This window comes from Shewanella sp. H8, assembly GCF_040285065.1.
Taxonomy (GTDB): Bacteria; Pseudomonadota; Gammaproteobacteria; order Enterobacterales; family Shewanellaceae; genus Shewanella; species Shewanella polaris.
The window spans coordinates 2724143-2742393 of record NZ_CP157213.1 but is presented as its reverse complement, the minus strand read 5'-3'; the positions used below and the strand labels follow the sequence as shown (position 1 = coordinate 2742393).

At 41.6% G+C, this 18251-nt stretch carries 15 protein-coding genes and 1 tRNA gene; 10 read left to right on the top strand and 6 right to left on the bottom strand.

What is annotated here, in order from left to right:
• Positions 1-39: 39 nt before the first annotated feature.
• From trpCF to ABIS04_RS11885, 4 genes are read right to left on the bottom strand one after another with little or no spacing between them, the layout of a single operon-like run.
• On the bottom strand, positions 40-1443 hold the full coding sequence (gene trpCF, locus ABIS04_RS11900; protein ID WP_350431187.1) for a bifunctional indole-3-glycerol-phosphate synthase TrpC/phosphoribosylanthranilate isomerase TrpF: 1404 nt from the start codon (positions 1441-1443) through the stop codon (positions 40-42).
• Positions 1436-2479 carry an anthranilate phosphoribosyltransferase gene (gene trpD / locus ABIS04_RS11895; protein WP_350431186.1) on the bottom strand — a complete coding sequence of 348 codons (1044 nt, stop codon included), beginning with the start codon at positions 2477-2479 and terminating at the stop codon, positions 1436-1438. The genes trpCF and trpD overlap by 8 nt, the downstream gene beginning before the upstream one ends.
• A complete protein-coding gene (locus tag ABIS04_RS11890) occupies positions 2479-3081 on the bottom strand; it encodes an aminodeoxychorismate/anthranilate synthase component II (protein WP_350433430.1) in 603 nt (200 codons plus the stop codon). The genes trpD and ABIS04_RS11890 overlap by 1 nt, the downstream gene beginning before the upstream one ends.
• A gap of 29 nt (positions 3082-3110) precedes the next feature.
• Positions 3111-4667, bottom strand: a complete 1557-nt coding sequence (locus tag ABIS04_RS11885; protein WP_350433429.1) for an anthranilate synthase component 1 — start codon at positions 4665-4667, stop codon at positions 3111-3113.
• A 463-nt stretch (positions 4668-5130) separates the two neighbouring features.
• Between ABIS04_RS11885 and ABIS04_RS11880 the strand changes: the two genes are divergently transcribed.
• Genes ABIS04_RS11880 through scpB form a run of 4 tightly spaced genes read left to right on the top strand, consistent with a single transcriptional unit; the run spans position 5131 to position 8086 of the window.
• A complete protein-coding gene (locus ABIS04_RS11880; protein WP_350431185.1) occupies positions 5131-5991 on the top strand; it encodes a PHP domain-containing protein in 861 nt (286 codons plus the stop codon).
• Positions 5988-6608: an L-threonylcarbamoyladenylate synthase gene (locus ABIS04_RS11875; protein ID WP_137226719.1), complete on the top strand. Its 621-nt coding sequence runs from the start codon at positions 5988-5990 to the stop codon at positions 6606-6608. Before ABIS04_RS11880 ends, ABIS04_RS11875 begins: the two co-directional genes overlap by 4 nt.
• 33 nt (positions 6609-6641) lie before the next feature.
• Positions 6642-7430 carry a ScpA family protein gene (locus ABIS04_RS11870; protein ID WP_140234501.1) on the top strand — a complete coding sequence of 263 codons (789 nt, stop codon included), beginning with the start codon at positions 6642-6644 and terminating at the stop codon, positions 7428-7430.
• Positions 7431-7453: 23 nt separating this feature from the next.
• A complete protein-coding gene (gene scpB / locus ABIS04_RS11865; RefSeq protein ID WP_137226721.1) occupies positions 7454-8086 on the top strand; it encodes an SMC-Scp complex subunit ScpB in 633 nt (210 codons plus the stop codon).
• Between the two features lie 109 nt (positions 8087-8195).
• Here the strand turns inward: scpB and ABIS04_RS11860 are convergent, their stop codons facing one another.
• Positions 8196-9119 (bottom strand): LysR family transcriptional regulator, encoded by a 924-nt coding sequence (locus ABIS04_RS11860; RefSeq protein ID WP_350431184.1) that lies wholly within the window; start codon positions 9117-9119, stop codon positions 8196-8198.
• 192 nt (positions 9120-9311) lie between these two features.
• Between ABIS04_RS11860 and ABIS04_RS11855 the strand changes: the two genes are divergently transcribed.
• The 5 genes from ABIS04_RS11855 (at position 9312) to ABIS04_RS11835 (ending at position 15622) form a co-directional block, all read left to right on the top strand.
• Complete coding sequence (locus ABIS04_RS11855; RefSeq protein ID WP_137226723.1) at positions 9312-10391, top strand: efflux RND transporter periplasmic adaptor subunit; 1080 nt, start codon at positions 9312-9314, stop codon at positions 10389-10391.
• A gap of 3 nt (positions 10392-10394) precedes the next feature.
• Complete coding sequence (locus ABIS04_RS11850) at positions 10395-13460, top strand: efflux RND transporter permease subunit (RefSeq protein WP_350433428.1); 3066 nt, start codon at positions 10395-10397, stop codon at positions 13458-13460.
• Between the two features lie 464 nt (positions 13461-13924).
• The gene (gene rluB, locus ABIS04_RS11845) at positions 13925-14797 is read left to right on the top strand and encodes a 23S rRNA pseudouridine(2605) synthase RluB (protein WP_137226724.1); all 873 of its coding nucleotides are present in this window, start codon (positions 13925-13927) and stop codon (positions 14795-14797) included.
• 193 nt (positions 14798-14990) lie between these two features.
• Positions 14991-15320, top strand: coding sequence for a hypothetical protein (locus tag ABIS04_RS11840; RefSeq protein WP_140234500.1), 330 nt, complete (start codon positions 14991-14993; stop codon positions 15318-15320).
• A 216-nt stretch (positions 15321-15536) separates the two neighbouring features.
• Positions 15537-15622: transfer RNA gene (locus ABIS04_RS11835), tRNA-Leu, on the top strand.
• 619 nt (positions 15623-16241) lie between these two features.
• Here the strand turns inward: ABIS04_RS11835 and ABIS04_RS11830 are convergent.
• On the bottom strand, positions 16242-16517 hold the full coding sequence (locus ABIS04_RS11830; RefSeq protein WP_350431183.1) for an HU family DNA-binding protein: 276 nt from the start codon (positions 16515-16517) through the stop codon (positions 16242-16244).
• Positions 16518-16855: 338 nt separating this feature from the next.
• Between ABIS04_RS11830 and ABIS04_RS11825 the strand changes: the two genes are divergently transcribed.
• Positions 16856-18205, top strand: a complete 1350-nt coding sequence (locus tag ABIS04_RS11825; protein WP_350431182.1) for a L,D-transpeptidase family protein — start codon at positions 16856-16858, stop codon at positions 18203-18205.
• Positions 18206-18251 lie beyond the last annotated feature (46 nt).

Sequence of the window (18251 nt, the reverse complement as noted above, 5' to 3'; positions counted from 1 at the left end):
ATCATGTTTTTAACTAAAAATAGTGTCGTAAATATAAAATTAATTACGGCGTAATTGGGTAAATGCGGCAATGAGTTTTTGGTGGTCTTTATGTCCAAGGCTAGATTCTACTCCTGAATTTAAGTCGACCCCATAAAATCCTTGCTGGCTTGCAAGATAAACATTGTCTGGGGTTAATCCACCCGCCAACATCGCATCTTGTTTATCATCAATATCGGCTTGCCAATTAAATGTTTGTCCTGTGCCGCCAAATTGTTGTGCTGATTTGCTATCGTATAAATAACGATTGGCACCCGCTGGCTTTTGGCTCATTTCGCCACTTTGACTATCAACAGCGACGGCTTTCCAAATCTCAGTGCTGAGTTGTTGTTGAGCCAGTAATGCTGTTAACTGTTTTATTTCAAGTTCAGTTTCATCGCCATGTAATTGCACCGCAAATAATTCAAGTGTTTTGGCTAAGTTGGCAATGTCAGCAACGGGATGATTAACAAATACCCCCACCATATTTAAGCCAATATTGCGTTGGTGCATTTGTGCGACTAACTCAGTTGCCACTTCAGGAGTAACCGCTCTTGGTGATTTAGGATGGAATATTAATCCGCCAAACACGGCACCTGCCTTTGCGACTGCCTCAATATCGTCAATTTGAGTTAAACCACAGACTTTATTGTTACCAAAAACAAGTTGTCTGCACGCTAAATCAATATCGTGTTGCGCCATAATGGAACTGCCAACAAGGTAACCGTCTACTAATGGATTTAAACGACGAGTTTGCTGGTGGTTGTAAATTCCCGATTCGCTTATCACTACTCTGTCTGCAGGGATCTGTGGCGCTAATAACTCTGTTGTCGCAAGCTCCGTGCTTAAGTCGCGTAAATTGCGGTTGTTAATACCAATAATCGGCGCATTAAGATCAATTGCCCGAGCCAATTCAGCTTCGTTACTGACTTCGGTTAAGGCATCCAATTGATATTTTGCGGCTTCATCGGCTAATAAACGATATTGTGCATCATCAAGTACTGACAACATCAGCAATATGGCATCTGCGCCTTGATGGGCTGCCAATTTTACTTGGTATGGGTCGACAAAAAAGTCTTTACAGATAATCGGTTGAGTTACCCTTGCGCGCACTTTTGGAATGTAGTCCATGTCACCTTGGAAAAACTGTTCGTCGGTGAGCACTGAAATACCTGCAGCGTAATGAACATAAATATCTGCAATGGCTTCAACATCAAACACTGGGCGAATAAGCCCTTTAGAAGGGCTGGCCTTTTTACATTCAAAGATGAACTGAGCATTAGGCGCTTTTAGGGCGTCATATAAACTACGATCTGATATTTTAGGCTGTAAACTGGCTTCTGGAAAACGCAGTTTAAGTGCGGCAATATGCGCCACTTTTGTATCAACAATACGGGTTAGTACATTACTTTCTGGCTTACTCATTATGTTCTCCAGCTTGGCTCGCGGCAGCTAAATCGGTTAATAAGGTAAAGGCTGCACCGCCCGCAAGTGTATCAAGCGCTAGTTGAGTGCCCGCTTGAACTGAGTCGCAAACACCACTGATATACAAAGCACAACCGGCATTAATGGCCACCGCATCTCGATGAGCTGGCAGGCCTTTGCCTTGTAAAATGGCTTGGGTTATTAAGGCATTGTCTGCCGGTTCGCCACCCGTTAGCTGTGCTATGTCTGCACGTTCAACCCCTAGATCTTCAGGGCTCAGCTGGTAAGTACGCACTACACCGTCTTTTAGTTCTGCCACATGAGTATTATCGTGAAGGGCTACTTCATCTAAGCCACTGCCATAAACCACCATAGCGCGTTTTACCCCAAGGGCATGCAGCACGTGGGCAATGGGTTCAATAAGTTCAAGTGTGTAAACACCTAGTAACATAAACTCTGGGCTGGCAGGGTTAATTAGCGGGCCTAGCACATTAAAAATGGTTCGCGTTTTTAACGCTTGCCTTACTGGCACTGCATGTTTAACTCCACCATGGTAATGCGGTGCGAATAAAAAGCATAAACCGAGTTTATCTAAACATTGGCTTGCTGCTTCTGGTTCCATGGTGAGTGCGATACCGCAATGAGACAATAAGTCGGAAGAACCAGACTTACTTGATACGCTGCGGTTACCGTGTTTCGCCACTCTTGCGCCCGCTGCAGCAGCAACAAACGCGGCAGTGGTTGATATATTAATGGTGTTGTAACCATCACCACCCGTACCAACAATATCAACAATACCAGTGTGTTTTGAGGCATCGCTACGTGGGAATGGTTTGGCTGCTTGGCGTAATGCGTCCGCGGCTCCAGCTATTTCATCAATGGTTTCGCCGCGCATTTTCAGCGCCACTAACATACCCGCCATTGTTGCTGGTTGCATATCACCTTGAATAATAGCGCTAAACACTTGTGCCATTTGCTCGCGATCTAACGACTTACCTTGGTAAAGGCGGTCAAATAAAGCTTGTAGATTATCCATTATGCGCCTCCAGCAAAAGTATGTTCTTGGGTTAAGTAGGCCAATGTTTGTGTCAGTAATTGGCTGCCTAATGTGGTTAAAATGGATTCTGGATGAAATTGAAAACCGATTGCTTGATCTTGTGGGTGCTGTATTGCCATTGGCATGCCATCTGTTGTGGCAATAATGTCTAAGCATTCAGGTACTATTGTCGCCACTAAGCTATGATAACGGGCAACTGGTAATGGTGAGGGTAAATTGGCAAATACACCTTGACCATTATGGAAGGTTGGACTGGCTTTACCGTGGACCACAAATGGCGCGCGCTCAACTTTTCCGCCATAGTATTCAACCATTGCTTGTTGACCTAAACAAATGCCAAGCATCGGTACTTTACCTGCCACTTTACCTATTAACTCCATCATGCAGCCTGCTTCATGAGGCGCACCTGGCCCTGGCGATAATACTAATGCTGTTTTACCAGTTTCATTCATTAGCTTTTTAGCGACATAATCGGCACTGACATCATTACGATAAATGATCACTTTACAGCCAAGGCTACGGAATTGGTCGACTAGGTTGTAAGTAAACGAATCGAAGTTATCGAGTAAGTATATTTTCATCTGTTGATCAGTTTGTGTGGTTGCGTTGCTCATAGACCACCTCCCATTTTTATCGCTGAGATCACCGCTTGGGCTTTTTGACGAGTTTCATCTGCTTCGGCTTGGGGATCTGAATCAAATACCACTCCAGCACCCGCTTGTATATGGGCAACATCATTTTTAACAAAGGCGGAACGAATAACAATGCAGGTGTCCATATCGCCTAAACCATTGAGGTAACCTACTGCGCCACCATAACTACCACGGCGAGCTTGTTCTGCTTGGCGAACTAATTGTGATGCACGTACTTTTGGTGCGCCAACTAAAGTGCCCATGTTCATACAGGCTTGATAAGCGTGTAGGGCATCCAAATCTAAGCGTAACTGACCAGTAACGCGACTGACTAAATGCATCACATGCGAATAACGATCGACTTTTAATAGTTCTGTGACTTTACGGCTACCGCTTTGGCTGATGCGGGCGATGTCATTACGAGCTAAATCGACCAGCATTAGATGTTCAGACAACTCTTTCTTATCTAAACGCAGTTCAAGTTCGATACGGCTATCTAGGTCGAAATCAATTTCACCCTGGGCATTTTTGCCACGCTGACGAGTACCAGCAATGGGGTAGACTTCAACTTGATTACTGGCGGCATCGTATTTAAGGGCACTTTCTGGTGATGCACCAAATAAGGTGAAGTCAGGGCCTCTGAAATAGAACATATAAGGGCTTGGGTTGGTGAGTCTCAATGCTCGGTATGCCCCAATGGTATTAGGGCAGGGTAGGCTGAAGCAACGAGATGGCACCACTTGAAAAATATCACCTGCGACAATGTGTTCTTTTAAATCAATAACCGTTTGTTTAAATTGCTCGTCAGTGATGTTGACTATTGCGTCGGTTGCTACTGGTACTAACGGTTCAATATCATCTAATTGTGCACATTGTTGTATGACATGTTGAACTTGCTGAGAGAGTTGGTTTTTAATGTCTGTATCTTGATTAAATTGATGACTGACAATCTCAGCTTGTTGAGTTTGGTGGTCTATTAAAATAAGTGTTTCAGCAAGATAGAATAAATAGTCGGGGCAGTCATTATGCGCATTGGGCGCCGCTGGAAGTGGCTCCACGGTATCAATCAAGTCATATGCTAATACGCCACCTAAAAATAAATCTTCGAATTTAAGCGGGTTGTTGGTTTGAATGTGTTTGATAAACATTCTTAAGCCATCAAGAGGCGACGTAGACTTTAAGCGTGCATCTTCGTCTTGTAACTCGGTGGCCTTTTTCAACGTGATGATTAAGGTATCATTATCTCGTTGTTGCTCTGCATCATTGAAAAAGTTGGCAATTGGCGCTAACAAGGCCGCGCCATTGTGAGTTAATGCGCTAAACGTGAGTTGATAACCGTCACAACGGATCATCATAGCAGCATGAGTTAATACGATGCTTTTTAAGTGGTCTTTACTTTCGACCTCAGCTGATTCTAATAACATGGTATGCGGCGCGTTGCCGGTAACTTGCTGATACAGCTTTAGCGGATCAGTGTGGTAGGTTAACGGCTGTGTTTGCGTGGTAACCTGAGCGAGCTGGTTTAGTTTGGTCATTGTTGTAGTCACTGTGTAGCCGCTCCCTGTGTCATTGTATTATTCATTTGTTGGCCTTTAAATGTAGTGTAACCCGAGTGACAATGTTGAATGGGCCAAATAACAAGAAAGCCCACATCTCTGCGGGCTTTCTGGTAAAATCTTGTCTCTTAAAAATGAGCACAACGCTTCACACAACCCGTTAATTTGGGAAGTGCCACCACCAAGTAATGTGTAATGAAGCAAAACAGTGTGTCATTGTTAATAGCATCTTGAGTTGGTATTTAATACCTATAGGAAAACCCAGCTGGAGATTAATGTCAATTGAATATTTCTCAAAAGTTGTTAAAAAATGATAATCAGGATAAATCTGGTCTATTTATTGAGCGTTTTAACTAACTAAAGAGCAAAAAAGTTATCAATTGCCATCATTTATTCATAAATCCAAGCAGTATTTATACCGCTACTCTTGTACAATAACCATATGATTACAGAGACTCTCTTGGCCGATCTTCACAGCCACACGACCGCATCAGATGGTCAACTAACACCAACAGAATTATTAACTCGCGCTATTGAAAAAGGCGTTGAGATGTTTGCTATTACTGATCACGACACTGTCGGCGGATTAGCAGAAGCGCATCTTGCTAATAAAGCACATGAGACGCCTTTAAAACTCATCAACGGTTGTGAGATTTCAACTCGTTGGAACAGTTTTGACATTCATATTGTTGGATTAAACTTGGATATTGCTCACACGGGATTGCTTGAGTTTTTAATTCATCAGCGCCAATTGCGTGAAGTGCGAGCCCAAGAGATTGGCGAACGTTTAGCTAAAGCTGGTATTGAAGGCGCCTATGAAGGGGCCAAAGCTATTGCAGGCGATGCCGCACTGAGTCGAGGTCATTATGCTAGATGGCTAGCTAATAATGGGCATGCTTCAGATATGCCTAGTGTATTTAAACGTTATTTGGCACGCGGTAAAACGGGCTATGTACCCAATAATTGGGGCGACATGGCCAATGCGATAGAACATATTCATCAGGCGGGTGGCGTAGCGGTATTAGCCCACCCTAGCGGTTACAAATTATCGGCCAAATGGCTTAAACGCTTAGTGCGTGAATTTGCAGAGGCCGGTGGCGATGCGATTGAAGTTATTTTAGGCCAGCAAACATTAGACGACCGTAATAATTTGATCGCATTAAGTAAGCAAAATAACCTACTTGCTTCTGTGGGGAGCGATTTTCACTTTCCCAGTAATTGGATCGAGCTAGGTAAAAACTTATTCCAACCTCAAGGTGTGGAATGGGTTTGGCAATCACAACATTGGACGGAAAGAGCATGAGTCAATTTTTTTATATTCATGATGAGAACCCACAAGCTCGGTTAATAAACCAAGTGGTGGATATTCTTAAACAAGGCGGAGTCATTGTTTATCCTACAGACTCAGGTTATGCATTAGGTTGTATGATTGGTGAAAAAAATGCCATGACGCGTATGGCACGTATCCGCCAGATTGAAAACGACGCTAATTTTTCATTAATGTGCCGGGATTTATCTGAGTTGGCTAATTTTGCCCGCGTTGATAACCAAGCATACCGTCTATTAAAAAGCTGTATGCCTGGGCCATATACGTTTATTTTCAAAGCGACAAAAGAAGTACCTCGTCGTTTACAATGTGACAAAAAACGTACCATTGGTATCCGTGTTCCGAATAATATTATAGCGTTGGCAATACTTGAAGCATTGGGTGAGCCGATGATGACCACCAGTTTGGTGATGCCAAATGAACAATTTGCCGAGTCAGATCCAGAGCATATTCGCGATATACTCGATCACCAGGTAGACGGTATAATTCATGGCGGTTATTTACCTGAAAATCAAACCACTGTAATTGATATGTCTGAAGGTGAAATGGTGATATTACGTCATGGTGCTGGCGATACCAGTGCATTTGAATAAACTCACACTATTGATAAATAGACAAGGATAAACATGCAAGGCAGTCAGCAAAGCCTGCCATTGGCAGTAATACGTGGCGAAGTGCTTGAAAGCATGCCGTTAGACTTGTTTATTCCACCAGAGGCCTTAGAGGTGTTTCTTGAAACATTCGAAGGCCCACTGGATCTATTATTATATCTAATCCGTAAGCAAAAATTGGATGTGGTTGATTTACCCATCCAACAAATTACCCAACAATATTTAATTTATATCGACATTCTTACTGAAGCTCGGATAGAACTTGCTGCCGATTATTTGGTGATGGCGGCAACGTTAGCAGAGATTAAATCGCGGTTATTATTGCCTAAAATGGCCAATGAAGATGACGAGGAGGAAGATCCTCGTGTGGTACTTATACGGCAATTAAAAGCCTATGAAGTGATCAAACAAGCGGCTGCTGATATTGATGCATTACCGCGTATTGAGCGCGATGTATTTCAGGCATCTGTTTCTGCCGCGCCAGATATTAAACCAGTGATAGTGCCGCCTGATGTCTCGTTGGTGGATATTGCCCGTGCGTTTGGCGAAGTGCTGAAACGCATTGATGCCAACGAAGATCATCATGTTAAACGTGAACATTTATCAACACGGGAACGTATGAGCCAAATTTTAGCTAAGTTATCCAGTACTGAATACATTGGTTTTGAGTGCTTGTTTGATGTCAGCGAAGGCCGTGCTGGTGTTGTGGTGAGCTTTTTAGCCCTAATGGAGTTAGTCAAAGAGTTATTAGTTGAGCTAGTACAAAATGAACCCTTTTCGCCAATTTATGTAAAAGCTTTTTAACTCACTTATATTCGAAGAGATCCATGAAGCCAATTAATCCCATCCAGCTTAAGCAACTTATTGAAGCCAGTTTATTTGTCTTAGGTAAGCCGTTGTCGGTAAAAGTTATCAAAGAAACTGTGTTAGCTGAGTTTAGTGTGTCACGCTCGCGGATTCAGGAAACGCTAGATGAATTACAACTCGATTATCAAGACCGGGGCGTACAACTGGTTAAAATAGCCAGTGGTTATCGATTTCAAACTCAAGAAATACTCAGTCCATTTTTACAACCATTATGGCAAGACAAAGCACCTAAATACTCGCGAGCGACACTTGAAACCTTGGCTGTTATTGCATATCGCCAACCTGTTACGCGCGGCGATATTGAAAATATCAGAGGTGTTGCCATTAGCAGCAATATTATTAAAAGTTTAGTGGATAGAAATTGGATTAAAGCTGTTGGCCATAAAGAAGTACCGGGTAGGCCGTCATTATATGCAACCACCAGTGCATTTCTTGATTATTTCAATTTAAGCAAACTGGCAGATTTACCTGCATTAACTGATGCCAGCTCTCTACATGCGTTATTTGAAAAAGCCCAGTTAGCGATGGATGAGCCCGAAGATGAGGCCAATAGTGAAGACAGCACCGAAGATGGCCTCAATAATGTTGAATAAATTCAAGGGCGCTATTACGGCCATCAACAAAGGTTTCATCTGTGTTTAGGTATCAGTAATACAATTGTTCAAATGACAACAATGTAAACCAGATACATTAGCCGCTGGATTAAATCCATGTCTTACTATTGATGACCAGGGTTTCGTTCGTTTGAGTGGATGACTCGGTAAGCATATAATCAAGTAAGCGTTGTCCAGCTAGGCTTAAAAAGCGCCTTGATGGGTACACTAAAAATACTACGCCAATGTAGGGGGGCAAATCATCAAATAAACGCACTAATTTCCCTTGTTGTATGTCTTCTATACATAAACCTTGTGGTAAGTAACCGATCCCTCGACCTAACCTAGTCGCTTCATAGGCAAGTTGAATACTATTAGTGCATAAATTGCCTTTAACGGCTTGCATGGCATCATTTGCTAGCGGCACTTGACTAAAGGTTTTCCCATTAGGGAAGCGAAATAAAATTGAGTTATGCTGTTCAATATCAGTTATGGTCACTGGCATACCCGCTTTATCCAGATATTCAGGGCTGGCAAAGAAACACATTTCTTCACTGATAATGGGCTTTGCCACCATATCTAATTCAGTAAACGTTTCGTTCACCATAAATGCGATATCAATATTATTTCGGACCATATCTAATGGTTCAGTGCTGGTGATTATTTCAATCGAAAACTTGGGGTTTTGATCCATAAAGGCAAAAATTTTATTAACTACATCCATTATCTGTGGAATTGGAAACATCAAAATACGTAAATGGCCGGTTAATTCCGCCTTGTTGTCGGTAATGTGGGAGAGGGTTTGTTCTAGATCCGCTAGCATCACCAAGGTTTTTTCGTAGAAATGACTGCCCGCTGAGGTCAGTGTTATTGCGCGGCTTTGACGATGAAACAGCTTTAAATTTAATGATTCTTCTAATGATTGCAACCGTCTACTGACGGTCGATTTAGGTAAATTCAACAAATTAGCGGCTTCAAGTATGCTGCCTGTTTCGACAATTCGATGAAATAATGCAATGTCTTCGGTTTTCATATTGATTGCTCGGATTATGCTTGATAAGTCAAACTCAAATAATGGGATTGATGTTCCCAAATAAACCCGTTTATTGCAACTATAATTCAGCGTATGGTTCGGCGTAATTGTCTATAAACTGTTGTCTCTAAAAAGGGGCAATTGAGTTGTAACCCAGTCTGTTTAAATTTCTGTCATCAAGGATCAGAATCGATGAGATATCACTTAACATTGCCGTTGGCATTGCTTATTTCTACTGTTTTAGCTGGTTGTGCACCGGCCGAAATTGTCGTACAAGAAGTACTTGTGCGTCCCGTAAAATTGTTTGAAGTGGCGACCTCTGCAGGTAATACTGTCCGCCAATTTCCTGCGAGAGTAGAAGCTAACAGTCGTGCAGAATTATCATTTCGGATATCAGGTCAATTGGTTAGACTCGATCTTGTTGAAGGGCAGCACGTTAAACAAGGTTTTTTATTGGCTCAATTAGATGATCGCGATGCGCATAATAATTTAATGACTCGTGAAGCTGAGTATGACTTGATGTTAGCTGATTTTACCCGTAATCAAACTTTATTAGATCGTAAACTGATTTCTCAAGCTTTATTCGACAGCAGTAAAGCTCAACTTAAATCAGCTAAAGCAGCCCTTGCGGCAGCTAATGATCAAGTTAGTTATACGCGTTTAGAAGCCCCTTTTAGTGGGACTATCGCAAAACGATTAGTGGATAATCATCAAATTGTACAAGCTAATCAAGGCGTTTTGACGCTGCAAAATAACCAATTACTTGATGTCACGATTCAAGTACCAGAAGCAATGGCGGCAGTATTGACTCAAGATATTGCCCATGGTTTAGCTGCGAAAGTGCGGTTTAGTGCACTAGACGGTATGTCGTTCGATGCTAAATTTAAAGAATATTCAACCCAAGTCACTCCCGGCACCCAAGCTTATGAAGTGGTCTTTTCATTACCACAACCTAAGAATGTGCAATTACTGCCTGGTATGAGTGCTGAGTTGACGCTAGCAACCATCAATGAGTCATCACAAGGCTTTACCGCGATAGTGCCTATTTCTGCAGTAGACAAACAAGATGAAAGTGGTGATGTGATGGTTTGGCGTTATCAGGCTGAAAGTGGTGACATTAATCCAGTGAAAGTCACCCTGGGTCGAGTTAGCAATAATGGCGTAGAAGTATTAACCGGATTGGAAAAAGGCGATGTTATTGTTGCTGCCGGTTTGTCGCAATTATCTGAAGGCATGAAAGTAAAGCCTTTACGCTGGCAACGAGGAGTGTAGTTGATGAATGTTGCTGAGTATTCCATCAATCACAAAGTGATTAGCTGGATGTTTGCGTTTTTGCTGCTTATTGGTGGCAGTGTGGCATTTACCGGATTAGGACAACTAGAATTTCCTGAATTTACCATTAAACAAGCATTGGTTATCACCGCTTATCCAGGTGCATCGCCCGAACAAGTTGAAGAAGAAGTGACCTTGCCACTTGAAGATGCTTTGCAGCAGCTTGATGGCATTAAGCATATCACCTCTATCAATAGCGCTGGATTATCACAAATTCAGGTAGAAATTAAAGACAGTTATGACAAGCATCGCTTACCCCAAGTATGGGATGAGTTGCGTCGAAAAGTTAACGACACCATAGGCTTATTACCACCGGGAACGGCCAAACCCAAAGTGATTGATGACTTTGGTGATGTTTACGGTATTTTACTTAACTTATCAGGTAACGATTTTAGCAACCGAGAGCTGACCAATTATTCAGATTATTTACGTCGTGAATTAGTATTGGTTCCCGGGGTTAAAAAGGTGTCAGTAGTAGGCAACTTGACTGAGCAAGTTGTCATTGAAATTTCTCAGCAAAAACTCTCGGCTTTAGGGTTAGACCAAAACTACATTTATGGATTGGTGAACAATCAAAACGTGGTATCAAATGCCGGCAGTGTTGTCATTGGTGATAATCGCATTCGCTTGCATCCTACTGGCGAGTTTAGTTCAGTGGAGGAATTGTCTCGTTTAGTGGTTAGCTCACCGGGTAGCACTGAGCTTATCTACTTAGGTGATATTGCCAATATTGAAAAAGACTACGAAGATACGCCGAGTGTGTTGTACCACAACAGAGGTGAGTCGGCGTTATCACTGGGTATTTCTTTTTCCAGTGGAGTAAATGTAGTCGATGTCGGTCAACGTGTTAGCGAACGTTTAGTTGAAATAGAATCACAGCGACCATTAGGGATGAACCTTGATAAGGTTTATAACCAAAGTTTAGCTGTGGATGACACTGTGCAAGGTTTTTTGATTAACCTGCTTGAATCGATTGCGATTGTCATCGCAGTGTTATTGTTGTTTATGGGCCTAAGATCGGGTCTATTAATGGGCCTCATTCTACTACTCACTATTCTGGGTACTTTTATTATTATGAAAGTATTAGATATTGAATTGCAGCTGATCTCTCTTGGTGCCCTCATTATTGCATTAGGCATGTTGGTCGATAATGCCATTGTTGTGACTGAAGGTATTTTAATTGGCTTACAGCGTGGTAAAACCCGTTTAGAAGCTGCCAAACAAGTTGTGTCGCAAACGCAGTGGCCATTGTTGGGGGCAACGGTAATAGCCATTATAGCTTTTGCACCGATTGGTTTGTCACAAAATGCGGCTGGTGAGTTTTGTCGTTCATTATTTCAAGTGTTGATGATTTCACTGTTTATCAGTTGGATAACGGCAATTACCTTAACACCCTTTTTCTGTAATTTGTTGTTCAAAGATGCTTCACCGCAAGCTGAACAAACCGATCCCTATAAAGGTTGGCTGTTTACCACTTATCGAAGTTTTCTTTATTTTGTTCTGCGTTTTCGTTTGGTGACATTATCAATTGTATTGGCAATGTTAGTGACCGCAGTGATCGGCTTTGGTCACATTAAAAACGTATTTTTTCCAGCATCGAACACGCCAATATTTTTTGTTGATGTATGGATGCCTGAAGGGACAGACATAAAAGCCACTGAACGTTTTACTAGCGAAATTGAGAAAAAACTGCTGCAAGAAAGTGAACACAATGATACTGGTTTAGTGCATCTTACTTCAGTGATTGGCCAAGGTGCGCAGCGTTTTGTGTTACCTTATCAACCAGAAAAAGGTTATCCAGCCTTTGCCCAGCTAATCATTGAAATGCGCGATTTAGCCGCGGTTGAAGCTTATAAACCACAACTTGAACAATTATTAAATAGTCATTTTCCACAAGCTCAATATCGCTTAAAAAATATGGAAAACGGTCCGTCACCAGCGGCTAAAATTGAAGCGCGTTTCTACGGTGAAGACCCTCAAGTACTGCGTCGTTTAGCAATACAAGCAGAAACAATCTTCCGCAATGAACCTACAATGGACGGTGTTCGTCACAATTGGCGTAATCAAGTCCCGGTGATCCGTCCGCAACTGCAAAATGCGCAAGCGCGTGAAACGGGGATTAGTAAGCAAGATTTAGATAACGCTTTACTGGTTAACTTTAGCGGCAAACAAATCGGCTTATATCGTGAGACTAGCCATTTATTACCGATTGTCGCTCGAGCTCCCGCTACTGAACGTTTGCAAGCCGATAGCTTGTGGAAAATGCAAATATGGAGCACAGAGAACAATATCTTTGTTCCTGCATCGCAAGTGGTTAGCGAATTCAGTACCGAATGGGAAAACCCTTTAATTATGCGCCGTGACCGTATTCGTATGTTGGCGGTATTGGCAGATCCTAAATTGGGAACTGACGAAACAGCAGACTCGGTGCATAAAAAAGTGAGAAGCAAAGTTGAGGATATTAAGCTACCCGCAGGTTATCGCTTAGAATGGGGCGGGGAGTTTGAATCAGCAGGTGAGGCACAAACTGCGGTATTTAGTTCAATTCCTTTGGGCTATTTAGGAATGTTCTTAATCACCGTTTTTCTGTTTAATTCGGTTCGACAACCCTTGGTTATTTGGTTCACTGTACCATTAGCGGTCATCGGCGTTTCAGCTGGTTTGTTGATATTTGATGCCCCATTCAGCTTTATGGCATTACTGGGGTTACTGAGCCTCTCAGGGATGGTCATCAAAAATGGTATTGTGTTGGTTGATCAAATCAATATTGAACTTGATGAAGGTAAAGAGCCCGGATTTGCACTGGTTGATTCGTGCGTGAGCCGTGTTCGCCCTGTGATGATGGCTGCGATTACCACTATGCTGGGGATGATCCCATTAATCAGTGATGCATTTTTCGGTTCTATGGCAATCACTATCATCTTTGGTTTAGGTTTCGCTTCACTATTAACCTTAGTAGTGTTACCTGTAATGTACAGCCTAGTGTTTAACCTTAAAGTGATCCGCTAAAGTGTCATATTAAACTGTTTATTAAGTGATTAAGGCTGTTGACGGATAACGTTAGCAGCCTTTTTATTGGCTGATCTATTCTGTTGGTTTTAGTGTACGCAGAAGCTAAAAGGGCTAAATAACCCTAACTCGAGAGATTACTGGTGTATAAAATTATCTTGCCGTTATCTGGGTTATATCGGTTCATAACAGGGCAGGTATAACGTGTTAATAAGCCTTATGAGCAAGAAAGAGTAAGTTTGATATTGGAGACATTAAAGTGATTGATTTTCATGTGCTTATGTCATCTATTTTCCCTATTTAAGCTTAATGATGGTATTTTTTGCTCAGCAGCTCTATTCAGCGTATAATCTACGCACTTTTCTAAATTGTATGCGCTCCATGCGGGTACAATCCTAAAAGATAATGGAACGAGAATTAATAACATCTTGTTTTTCATATTAAATCCTTTAAAGAGTCCGCTAATGAGTGAAAAATTGCAGAAAGTCTTGGCCCGTGCAGGCCATGGCTCCCGTCGTGAGATGGAGGCATGGATTGCTGCAGGCCGAGTTAGTGTTGACGGTGAAATTGCTGGTTTAGGTGATCGTGTTGAGGTTGATGCCAAAATACGTATTGATGGCCGAGCTATTTCATTAAAATCAGCTGACGACATTATTTGTCGTGTACTGGCATACCATAAACCTGAAGGCGAAATTTGTTCGCGCAAAGATCCTGAAGGTCGTACTACCGTATTTGAACGTTTACCTAAAGTGCGCGATGCTCGTTGGGTTGCGGTAGGACGTTTAGATATCAATACTTCAGGCTTACTATTATTTACCTGTGATGGTGAATTAGCTAACCGTTTAATGCATCCTTCAAATGAAGTAGAGCGTGAATACGCTGTGCGTACTTTTGGTGAAGTGCCAGAAGCCGCAGTACAGCGTTTACGTACCGGTGTGACGTTGGAAGATGGTCCCGCACAGTTTGATAGCATTAAAGCTGCAGGTGGCGAAGGCATAAACCAATGGTGGCATGTTACCCTTCGTGAAGGACGTAATCGTGAAGTACGTCGTTTGTGGGAATCACAAGAAATCCAAGTCAGTCGTTTGATCCGCGTGCGTTATGGCCAAGTTGAATTGCCAAAAACATTACCACGAGGTGGCTGGATTGAACTGCCTATTGACCAAGTTAACTACTTACGTCAACTTGCTGGGTTAGAACCTGAAACTCGTTCAGTTTTAGGTACAGACAAACACAGTGTTGCTCGTTCTAAAGTTAAAAGTGCTAAAATCCGCCGTGCTGTTCATAAGCATAAAGTGGTTGGTAAGCATGGTAAACCGACTCGTCAACGTACCTAATATCACTATGTAGGTTAATTTACAGAAGGTCGCAAATGCGGCCTTTTTTGTTATTTTTTTCCAATGAAAATTAATTATTGCTTACCTACTTGTCAAAAATAATTTCTCAGATATGATTCTCAAAATTTACACATCATTGTGCTGTTTTCGACGATTTATGCGCCGCAGCATTTACATTGTTCATTAGGAATATATGAAAAAATTATTGTTAGGTTTATTGGTCTCGTTATTGGTAGCTTGCGCATCTGCTCCTAGCTGGCAAGGTATGTCTGAACGTGAAATTAGCCAATGGAAAGCGATAGGCTTTGATTCAACCCAAGCGCAAAATTGGCGTGTAAGAGGCTTTGGTCCGACAGAGTCAGAAGGGTGGATAAAAGCCAACTTTACATTAGACACGGCAACTATTTGGGCCAAAGAAGCGTTTAATGTTGAAGAAGCGCAAGTGTGGAGTGAAGCCGGTTTTGAAATTGAAGAAGCTGTCAATAATCGCAGTAAAGGCTTAACGCCTGTGAGAGCTAATTAATCATATTCTGTGCTAAGGACTTCGTTTTGTTGTATTTTACGTCGGATTGGCGTTTTTTGAAGCATTCAGTTCGATGCAATGAATATTTTTGTTGCTTGGTCCCAAAAAATCATTAAAGTATGCACCACGTTAAACGGGACGCGATAGCAGCTCTATTTATTTAACGTGAATGCGAATTAAGTGGCTTGATATTTTTTATCAAAACACGATAAGTTTGCCCGAGTGGTGGAATCGGTAGACACAAGGGATTTAAAATCCCTCGCTGAATAAGCGTGCCAGTTCAAGTCTGGCCTCGGGTACCATTATAATCTCTAGCAATAGAGAGTGGTGTAAAAAGCCTCAACATTAGTTGGGGCTTTTTTACGTCTGAAATTTAATAAATAACATTGAAAGCTAAAATCCCTCGTGCTCTTGTTGAACATCAAGCGTGCCACTCTTTGTTATCAAGAATAGTCTGGCCACGGGTACCATTATAATCTCTAGCAATAGAGAGTGGTGTAAAAAAGCCTCAACATTAGTTGGGGCTTTTTTACGTCTGAAATTTAATAAATAACATCGAAAGCTAAAATCCCTCGTGCTCTTGTTGAACATCAAGCGTGCCACTCTTTGTTATCAAGAATAGTCTGGCCACGGGTACCATTATAATCTCTAGCAATAGAGATTGGTGTAAAAAAGCCTCAACATTAGTTGGGGCTTTTTTACACCTGAAATTTGGTTGTGAATGGTAATAAGCGATAGAAGTAGTGAGAGCGATAAAAGCGAACGAGCCTTGAGCTAGGGCGCTATTTACCTCGCTAGTTCGCTACGCGGCTATAAGAGCGGTTGATTGCAGTTATGAGAGTATAACTGGGTAACTACAGTTATAGACTCTAGTCACGAAGCATTCTCGCACCTAGGAATTTATAATCTCTGGTGCCTCAGCTAGTCGTTAATCAATGCTTTTAATACGGGAGATACTTTAAAGCTGGGTTGATTAAATCCTTCAATATCAATGGCTTCACCCGTTTGTGGATTACGACCTACTTTAGGTAAGTGAAACCGCAATTCAAAGGTGCCGAATTGTGGAATATAAATTTTTTCACCTTCAGCTAAACCTTGATGAATAATCGCTAGGATTTGCTCTAGTTGCTGCTTAGCTTGAGCTTGCGGAATGTCCATCTTATGGGCCATGGATTGGGTTAGTTGCTTTTTATTCATGAGAATCACTTTGATTTAATACTTCTTATTCCCCTTATAACAATTCAGCATGGTCCTTCCTAGTTGTGTATAAATAAATTAATGTTAAGTGGTTACTTTTTATCTTTCTGATTGATTTTTGTGCTGATAAGTGACGTTTTGGTATTAATTTTTGTTACTTTAATGTGTCGATCATTCAAACAGTTTTATTATTTGCCATAATGTCTATATCGATTTCACTTAAGTGAAAAACATGCCAATATTGATGGGTAGCGCCAACGGGGAAGAGTATGTTCAGCAAACCTAAGCATTCTGTAATCGTAAGCATAATAAGCATAATAAGCATATTACTTTTGTGTATGTCGCCATTTACTGCGGCCAGCACTCAAGATCAATATGTGAATTTGACTCAGCACTTACAATTACAGTATTTGGCTGAGCCCACCGCACAACGTGCTCAATACTTAGCGATATTACAAACGGGTTCTGCTGCTGAACAATTAGAATATATTGATGAAATTCAGCATAGTGTTGCCGATTTTTGGCATAGTAAACAAGTGCCATTGGCATTCGACTCAATAAATGACATCGCCTCATTGTTAGAAAAAAATATTGCACTGGAACCCACAGCAGATGATTATCTTGGGGTCATAAATTCTCTACGTAAGTTAATGTGGTTGTCACAAACCCAAGATTGGCAAGCTATTGAGCCTGGCGGTCTGTTGCGTCCTGGGGATAGCCACCCAAGTATTAAGCAAATTAATCAACGGTTGTGGTTATTGGGTGATGCGAACGAATATGTTACTGACGAAGTTATTTATCAACCGACATTGGTACAAAGTGTTAAGCGATTTCAATCTCGTCATGGGTTAAAGGCTGATGCTGTTATTGGGCCTAAAACGTTATACTGGCTAAATCAAACTCCTTTGCAACTCGCTTCTTTATTGGCAATAAGTTTTGTTGAAAAAACGACCTATGTAAGCCAACTATCTCAGCCTTATTTGTTGATTAACATTCCCGCTTTTCAAATGGTGTTAGTTGATCACAATCAAGTGGTGTTGGCATCCAAAGTGATTGTGGGTAAGTCATATAGACAGACTCCAGTGATGAATGGGCAAATTTCAAATGTCATCATTAATCCGACTTGGACGGTTCCTCGACAGTTATTACGCCAAGACATTTTGCCGCAAATTAGGAGAAACGGTCATTACTTTGCCGATAAACATTTTGATGTGTTTGATTATGAAGGCCATCGTATTGATAAAACACCCGAACAATGGCAGCTGGCTGCAGCAGGGAAGTTCCCTTATAAAGTTGTACAACGTCCTGGTGGTGGTAATGCATTAGGCCGTTATAAATTTTACTTTCAAAATAATCAAAGTTTGTATTTACATGATACATCAGCCCCAGAGCTGTTTTCACGTGCGGAACGAGATATATCATCAGGTTGTGTGAGAATTGAAAAAGTACAACAGTTGGCAGATTGGTTTGCAAACCACTTAGTCCTTGATAAGCGTACTTGGAATCGCTTGCAGTCTAATTATACTCAAACTCAATGGTTTTCTCTATCGTCCACGTTACCTGTACACATGGTGTATTGGCGTGCTTGGGTGGATGAGCAGCAAGCCGTGCAGTATCGTGATGATATTTATCAGTTAGCACCAGCAGAACCTGTCAATTTATTAAGCCATAAAGTCTCCAAAAAATAAATTGTGCAATAACTATCAATTAATGAAGTAAAGTTAATCACGGTTT

Excerpts from the sequence above, each read along its gene's own strand:
- trpCF (WP_350431187.1), bottom strand. The coding sequence starts at position 1,443 with ATGAGTAAGCCAGAAAGTAATGTACTAACCCGTATTGTTGATACAAAA.
- trpD (WP_350431186.1), bottom strand. The coding sequence starts at position 2,479 with ATGGATAATCTACAAGCTTTATTTGACCGCCTTTACCAAGGTAAGTCG.
- ABIS04_RS11890 (WP_350433430.1), bottom strand. The coding sequence starts at position 3,081 with ATGAAAATATACTTACTCGATAACTTCGATTCGTTTACTTACAACCTA.
- ABIS04_RS11885 (WP_350433429.1), bottom strand. The coding sequence starts at position 4,667 with ATGACCAAACTAAACCAGCTCGCTCAGGTTACCACGCAAACACAGCCG.
- ABIS04_RS11880 (WP_350431185.1), top strand. The coding sequence starts at position 5,131 with ATGATTACAGAGACTCTCTTGGCCGATCTTCACAGCCACACGACCGCA.
- ABIS04_RS11875 (WP_137226719.1), top strand. The coding sequence starts at position 5,988 with ATGAGTCAATTTTTTTATATTCATGATGAGAACCCACAAGCTCGGTTA.
- ABIS04_RS11870 (WP_140234501.1), top strand. The coding sequence starts at position 6,642 with ATGCAAGGCAGTCAGCAAAGCCTGCCATTGGCAGTAATACGTGGCGAA.
- scpB (WP_137226721.1), top strand. The coding sequence starts at position 7,454 with ATGAAGCCAATTAATCCCATCCAGCTTAAGCAACTTATTGAAGCCAGT.
- ABIS04_RS11860 (WP_350431184.1), bottom strand. The coding sequence starts at position 9,119 with ATGAAAACCGAAGACATTGCATTATTTCATCGAATTGTCGAAACAGGC.
- ABIS04_RS11855 (WP_137226723.1), top strand. The coding sequence starts at position 9,312 with ATGAGATATCACTTAACATTGCCGTTGGCATTGCTTATTTCTACTGTT.
- ABIS04_RS11850 (WP_350433428.1), top strand. The coding sequence starts at position 10,395 with ATGAATGTTGCTGAGTATTCCATCAATCACAAAGTGATTAGCTGGATG.
- rluB (WP_137226724.1), top strand. The coding sequence starts at position 13,925 with ATGAGTGAAAAATTGCAGAAAGTCTTGGCCCGTGCAGGCCATGGCTCC.
- ABIS04_RS11840 (WP_140234500.1), top strand. The coding sequence starts at position 14,991 with ATGAAAAAATTATTGTTAGGTTTATTGGTCTCGTTATTGGTAGCTTGC.
- ABIS04_RS11830 (WP_350431183.1), bottom strand. The coding sequence starts at position 16,517 with ATGAATAAAAAGCAACTAACCCAATCCATGGCCCATAAGATGGACATT.
- ABIS04_RS11825 (WP_350431182.1), top strand. The coding sequence starts at position 16,856 with ATGTCGCCATTTACTGCGGCCAGCACTCAAGATCAATATGTGAATTTG.